The organism is Mesorhizobium sp. M7A.F.Ca.US.002.01.1.1 (genome assembly GCF_004022955.1).
Lineage (GTDB): Bacteria > Pseudomonadota > Alphaproteobacteria > Rhizobiales > Rhizobiaceae > Mesorhizobium > Mesorhizobium ciceri.
Window position 1 is genome coordinate 1 of the sequence record NZ_RZQE01000338.1, and the last position, 6467, is coordinate 6467.

Genomic DNA, 6467 nt, shown 5'->3' on the forward strand with positions numbered 1-6467 from the left:
GCGATAGGCCCGCAATCCGTCCGCAGCTATCGCCGTCCGAAAAGCCGTTCGATATCCGCCAGCTTGAGTTCGATATAAGTGGGGCGGCCGTGGTTGCAGGTGCCGGAGCCGGGCGTCGCCTCCATCTGCCGCAGCAGCGCGTTCATCTCCTCGGCCTTGAGCAGGCGGCCGGAGCGCACAGAGCCGTGGCACGCCATGGTCGCGGCTATCTTGTCCAGCCGCTCCTTCAGCGTGTCGACCGTGTCGTTGTCGGCGATCTCGTCGGCGAGGTCGCGCACCAATTGCTGGACATTGGCCTCGCCCAGCATCGACGGCGTCTCGCGCACCGCGACAGCGCCGGGGCCAAAGCGCTCGATGCCGAGACCGAAGCGGGCCAGCGTTTCCGAATGCAGCGCAAGCCGCTCGGCATCCTCTTCCGGCAGGTCGATGATTTCGGGCAGAAGTAGCATCTGCGAGGGCACCGGGCGCGAATGCAGCGCATTCTTCAGCGCCTCGTAGACCAGCCGTTCATGCGCCGCATGCTGGTCGACGATGATGAGCGAATCCCTGGTCTGGGCGACGATGTAATTCTCATGCACCTGGGCGCGCGCCGCGCCCAGCACCGCGCCGAGCAACGTCTCGGCCGCTTCATCCTGCCCTGCGCGTGCATCGGCGCTGGCAAGCGGACCGGCATCGAAAGCCGCTTGCTCGCTTTCTCGCAAGCCGCGCTGCTCGAAGCCCGCACCATCGAAACCCATATCGAGCGGCCGCTGCGGCGATCGGGCAGGATCGAAGCCGGACGGACCCGACGCGCGGTAGGCCGCGTCGTAGCTGCGGTGGCCGTTTGCCGGTCCGCCGTGGCCGTAGGATGCGGCCCCTGGCCGGAACGCCGCCATCATGCCGGCGGCACCCGTGGTGGCGGCGCGGACGCCGGCATCGGCCAGTGCCTGTCGGATGGCCCCGACGATCAATCCGCGCACAAGGCCGGGATCGCGGAAGCGCACATCGGCCTTGGCTGGATGGACGTTGACGTCGACGATGGCCGGATCGAGCGTCAGGAACAGCACCGTCACCGCATGGCGGTCGCGCGGCAGGACGTCGGCATAGGCGCCGCGTATGGCGCCGGCGATCAGCTTGTCGCGCACCGGGCGGCCGTTGACGTAGGCATATTGCTGCAGCGCGTTGGCGCGGGTGAAGGACGGGATCGACACGTGGCCGGTCAGATGCACGCCATCGCGCATCGCGTCGAGGGCAATCGAATTGTCGGGAAAGTCGGCGCCCATCACCTGGGCGACACGACGCAGGCTGCCTTCCGCGCTGTCATCCGCCGCCGGCAATTCCAGTGTCGAGCGGTCCGAGCCGGCCAGCGTGAAGCGCACGGCGGGGAAGGCGATGGCGATGCGCTTGACCACATCGCTGGTGGCCGAGCTTTCGGCGCGCTCGCCCTTCATGAACTTCAATCGGGCCGGCGTTGCGAAGAACAGGTCGCGCACCTCGACCGTGGTGCCGCGATTGGCCGCCGCCGGCCTGACAGGCAGGACGCGGCCACCCTCGATGCCGATCTCGGCGGCGCTGTCACTCGCTGCCGTGCGCGAGCGGATCGAAAGTCGCGACACCGAGCCGATCGACGGCAGCGCTTCGCCGCGGAAGCCCAGCGAGCGGATGTCGTTGATATCCTCGGTGAGCTTGGAGGTGCAGTGACGTGCGATCGCCAGCGCCAGCTCCCGTTCGGCAATGCCGGAGCCGTCATCGGTGACGCGGATCAGGTTCAGCCCGCCGCCCGATGTGACGATCTCGACGCGCGAAGCACCGGCATCGAGCGCATTCTCGACCAGTTCCTTGACCACGCTCGCCGGACGCTCGATGACTTCGCCGGCGGCGATCTGGTTGATCATCGTTTCGGAAAGCTGGCGGATGGGCATGGCGGCACTATAGGCGGATTCGCGTCGCGCGGGAGGGGCAGAATTGCGCCAGCGGTGGATCAGTGGAAAACGACTTATGCCTGCGCCGCCAGCCAGTCGCGCACCTTGCGGGCGTTGTCGCTGAGCTCCCGGTTCTTCGGCCAGACGACATAGAAGGCCTTGCCGGTCTTCAGCACATGATCCGTCACCGGCACCAGCAGGCCCGACGCCAGCAGCCGCTCGGCGAGGTGCCGCCAGCCGAGCGCGATGCCTTGGCCTTCCATGACACCCTGAATCACCAGGCCGTAGTCGTTGATGCGCAGGCCGCGCGCGGTATCGCTGAGATTGGCGCCCGCAGACTGGAACCATTCGTCCCAACTGGCCGCCTCGCGATACGGCTCCTCCAGATGGATGAGGCGGTGCGTGGCCAGTTCGGCAGCGGATCTGGGCAGGCCGAACTTTGCCGCATAGCTGGTGCCGGCGACGGGAAATATCTCCTCGTCAGCCAGCGGCAACGAATGATAGTCCGGCCAGTCCCGCGGCGCGCCGCCGCGCACGCCGAGCGGGATGCCTTCCGCGATGATGTCGAGGTCGCGGTCGGCGGTCTGGATACGCAGGTCGATGCCCGGCAGCTCGTCACGGAACTGCTGCAGGCGCGGCATCATCCAGAACGAACCGAACGCGGTCGAGGCGGCCAGCGTGACATGACCGCCGGTCGCCTGCAGGCGCAGATCCTCCGCCGATTTGCGGATGTGCGAAAGGCCGAGCGAGACGTCGGCATGGAAGCGCTCGCCGGCCTCGGTCAGGAGCACCTGGCGGTGGCGGCGCTGGAACAGCTTGGCGCCGAGCTGTTCTTCCAGTCCGCGCACGGCATAGGAGACGGCGGCCTGCGTCATGCCCAGCTCGCGCCCGGCGGCGGTGAAGCTCGACAGCCGCCCGGCCGCCTCGAAGACGATCAGGCTGCCGGCCGAAGGCAGAAGGTGGCGCAAGCTTCGCATAAGCTGAGCTTATACAAGAGATCAGGATTTTCCAGCGTCACATCACCATTTTGTCGCGCTAGGCTCCTTCATGAGTGGAATGGAGTTGCCATGAACGCACCGGCCCCCGAAGTGACCGAACATGCCAACCGCCGCAGTGGCGGCCGCCTGGGGCGCAAGGCCCTGCGCGGAGCTCCCGTAACGTCGTTCCCGACGCTGGTCCGCCAGATCCCCGTCTACCAGATGGTCCCGGATGAGGCGGTCGAGCTGATCCACGAGGAGTCGCTCTTGATCCTCGAAGAGGTGGGATGCGAGTTCCGCGACGACGAGGCTATCGCACTGTGGAAGGCGGCGGGCGCGGATGTCTCGGAAACCCGTGTGCGGATCGACCGGGCCCTGCTGATGGAACTGGTGTCGAAGGTCCCGTCGGAGTTCACGCTCAATGCGAGGAATCCGCAGCGCACGGTGCGGGTGGGCGGCAACAATACCATCTTCGTGCCGATGTATGGCGCGCCCTATGTTCGCGATCTCGATAACAACAGGCGTTACGGCACGCTCGCCGACCTCAACAATTTCCACAAACTCGCCTACATGGCGCCGGCGCTGCATTCATCGAGTTCGGTCATTTGCGAGCCGATGGAAATCGCGGTACCGAAGCGTCACCTCCACATCATCCATTCCGCGCTTAAGCATTCCGACAAGCCGTTCATGGGCATCGTCACGTCCAAGGAGCGGGCGGAAGACACGATGGCGATGGCAGGCATCGTGTTCGGAGAGGATTACGTCCGCGACAATCCGGTCCTGGTGTCGATCACCAACTGCAATTCGCCGCTGGTGTGGGACGCCACCATGCTGGACGCGATGAAGGTCTATGCGCGAAGCAACCAGCCGCTGATCCTCGCACCCTTTGCACTGTGCGGCGCCTCGACTTCGGCGTCCGCCGTGGGCGCTGTGGCACAGGTCAATGCGGAAGCGCTGGCGGGCGTCGCCTTCACGCAACTGCTGCGCCCAGGCTCGCCGCAGATCTACGGACAGTTCATGGTCACGGTGGACATGAAGACCGGTGCTCCGATGGGCGGCACGCCCGAGGCGGCGCAGATGATGTATCTGATGGGAGCGCTGGCGCGGAAATACCGGCTGCCGTGGCGCACCTCCGGCTTCCATGTCGGGTCGAAGCTCAACGACGCCCAGGCTGGTTACGAGGCGAACATGCTGATGCATGCCGCCATCCTCGCCGGCGCCAACTACATCTGGCACTCCGCCGGATGGCTCGAGGCCGGCCTGACCTGCGGCTATTCGAAATTCGCCACCGACTGCGAACAGCTCGTCGGCTGGTACAAATATGCCGGCGGCCTGCCGTTCGACGATTTCAAGGAAGCCATGGCGGCAATCCGCGAGGTGGGACCGCAGGGCCATTTCCTCGGTACCCAGCACACGCTGGAACATTTCGAATCCGCCTTCTTCATGCCCTCGATCATGGACTTCAATTCGTTCGAACAGTGGAAGGCAGAAGGGGCGAAGGACCACGACACGCGCGGCCGCGAGAAGGCGCGCAACATGCTGGCGGATTACGAGGAGCCGAAGCTCGACGAAGGCATCGCCGATGGCCTGATGGATTTCATCGCGCGGCGCGAGGAGAGGCTGCCGGACAGCGTCAGTTGAGGCGAAGAACCAAGATCAAAGGGAACCAGACGGGAGGAAAAAATGGCATTCTTCAGAAGCAGTGGCGATCGCGTGCCGAGCGCTATCGAGGCAATGGCGGTCGAAGCACGCGCGGGTCGTGTCGACCGGCGCGAGTTCCTGGCGCTGGCAAGCGCCTTCGGCGCATCGACGGCTCTTGCCTATGGCATGATCGGCCTTGCCGTGCCGGATCGGGCCTTGGCCGAAGAGCCGAAGAAAGGCGGAACGCTGCGCGTCTCGATGTCGGTGAAGGGACAGAAGGATCCGCGCACTTACGACTGGGTGGAACTGGCGAACATTTCGCGCTGCTGGCTGGAGCCGCTTGTCCGCTATACCAGGCAATTCACCTTCGAGCCGGTCCTGCTCGAAAGCTGGGATATCAACGACGACGCCACCGAATACGTGCTGCATGTGCGCAAGGGCATCACGTGGAATAATGGCGATGCCTTCAACGCCGATGACGTCGCTCACAATCTGACCCGCTGGTGCGAGAAGAATGTCGCCGGCAATTCCATGGCCGCCCGGGTCGGCGCGCTGATCGACGCAAAGACCGGCAAGGCCAGGGATGGCGCGATCACCAAGGTCGACGACAATACGGTCAAGCTGAAGTTAAGCGAACCAGACATTTCGCTGATCCCGAATTTCACCGACTATCCGGCGCTCGTCGTCCATCGCAGCTTCGATGCCGACGGTGCCGATCCGATCAAGAAGCCGATCGGCACGGGACCGTTCGAACTGGTCTCCTACGATGTCGGCCAGAAGGCGGTCGTCAAGCGTCGTGAGAATGGCAAATGGTGGGGTGGTGAGGCGCCGCTCGACAGCGTCGAGTTCGTCGACTACGGCACCGATTTCAACGCCACCGTGAACGCGTTCGAATCCGGTGAGATCGACCTCAATTTCGAGTCGCCCGCCGACTTCATCGACATTCTCGACAAGATGGATCTGGTGAAATCGGAGGTGGCGACGGCGACGACGCTGGTTGCCCGCACCAACATCACCCACAAGCCCTATGACGACAAGCGGGTGCGCAACGCCCTGCAAATGGCCGTCGACAACAATGCGGTCCTCGAACTCGGTTATGCCGGGCGAGGCACCCCTGGTGAAAACCACCACGTCGCCCCGATCCATCCGGAATACTATGCGCTGCCCAAGAAGACACGCGACGCCGCCGGCGCCAAGAAGCTGATGGCGGAAGCCGGACAGGCCGACTTCGAGCATGAGCTGATCACCATCGAGGACGATTGGCAGAAGAATACCGGCGACGCCATTGCCGGCCAGTTGCGCGATGCCGGGATCAAGGTGAAGCGCACGGTGCTGCCGGGTTCGACCTTCTGGAACGACTGGACGAAATATCCCTATTCGATGACGATCTGGTACATGCGCCCGCTTGGCGTGCAGGTGCTGGCGCTCGGCTATCGCACCGGCGAGGCCTGGAATGAATCGGCATATTCCAACCCCGATTTCGATGCCAAGCTCAAGCAGGCGCTTTCGCTCATCGACGTGGAGAAACGACGCGAGGTCATGAAGGATGTCGAGCAGATCCTGCAGGATTCGGGCGTCATTATTCAGCCCTTCTGGCAGAAGCTCTACAGCCACATGAGCAAGAAGGTGAAGAACTATGGTGTCCACCAGACATTCGAGATGGACCTTCAGAACGTCTGGCTGGACGGCTGAAACAAGGTGCTGCAGGACTTCATGAGCCGCAAAAAAGCCGATATGCAGGATACGTGGTGTTGATAGGCTCAAGCCGTCAAAAGCCGGAGATTCTGCATGCGACTGACAGTGATCGTTGCCGCCCTTTCGATAGCCCTGCCGGCCGGAGCCGTCGCCGGACCGGCGTCCGACGCGGTGAAGTTCTTCTATGCCCCGGCGGTCAAGTTCGAGGCCGACGAACAATATCGGGACCGGTTCACCGAACCGGTGACGAAAC

Annotated in this window: 4 protein-coding genes; 2 read left to right on the top strand and 2 right to left on the bottom strand. The window is 64.0% G+C overall.

Features of this window, described 5'->3' with window-relative positions; all coding sequences use genetic code 11:
• Nucleotides 1–26 precede the first annotated feature (26 nt).
• Complete coding sequence (gene mutL / locus EN932_RS25660; RefSeq protein WP_127385315.1) at nucleotides 27–1901, bottom strand: DNA mismatch repair endonuclease MutL; 1875 nt, start codon at nucleotides 1899–1901, stop codon at nucleotides 27–29.
• A gap of 74 nt (nucleotides 1902–1975) precedes the next feature.
• The gene (locus EN932_RS25665) at nucleotides 1976–2878 is read right to left on the bottom strand and encodes a LysR substrate-binding domain-containing protein (RefSeq protein ID WP_013532333.1); all 903 of its coding nucleotides are present in this window, start codon (nucleotides 2876–2878) and stop codon (nucleotides 1976–1978) included.
• A 90-nt stretch (nucleotides 2879–2968) separates the two neighbouring features.
• Between EN932_RS25665 and EN932_RS25670 the strand changes: the two genes are divergently transcribed.
• Nucleotides 2969–4519 (top strand): trimethylamine methyltransferase family protein, encoded by a 1551-nt coding sequence (locus EN932_RS25670; RefSeq protein WP_127370354.1) that lies wholly within the window; start codon nucleotides 2969–2971, stop codon nucleotides 4517–4519.
• A 42-nt stretch (nucleotides 4520–4561) separates the two neighbouring features.
• The gene (locus EN932_RS25675) at nucleotides 4562–6211 is read left to right on the top strand and encodes an ABC transporter substrate-binding protein (RefSeq protein ID WP_027163239.1); all 1650 of its coding nucleotides are present in this window, start codon (nucleotides 4562–4564) and stop codon (nucleotides 6209–6211) included.
• Nucleotides 6212–6467: the final 256 nt, after the last annotated feature.

What these genes read in the sequence shown, in the direction of transcription:
- mutL (WP_127385315.1), bottom strand. Translation starts at nt 1,901, where the DNA reads ATGCCCATCCGCCAGCTTTCCGAAACGATGATCAACCAGATCGCCGCC.
- EN932_RS25665 (WP_013532333.1), bottom strand. Translation starts at nt 2,878, where the DNA reads ATGCGAAGCTTGCGCCACCTTCTGCCTTCGGCCGGCAGCCTGATCGTC.
- EN932_RS25670 (WP_127370354.1), top strand. Translation starts at nt 2,969, where the DNA reads ATGAACGCACCGGCCCCCGAAGTGACCGAACATGCCAACCGCCGCAGT.
- EN932_RS25675 (WP_027163239.1), top strand. Translation starts at nt 4,562, where the DNA reads ATGGCATTCTTCAGAAGCAGTGGCGATCGCGTGCCGAGCGCTATCGAG.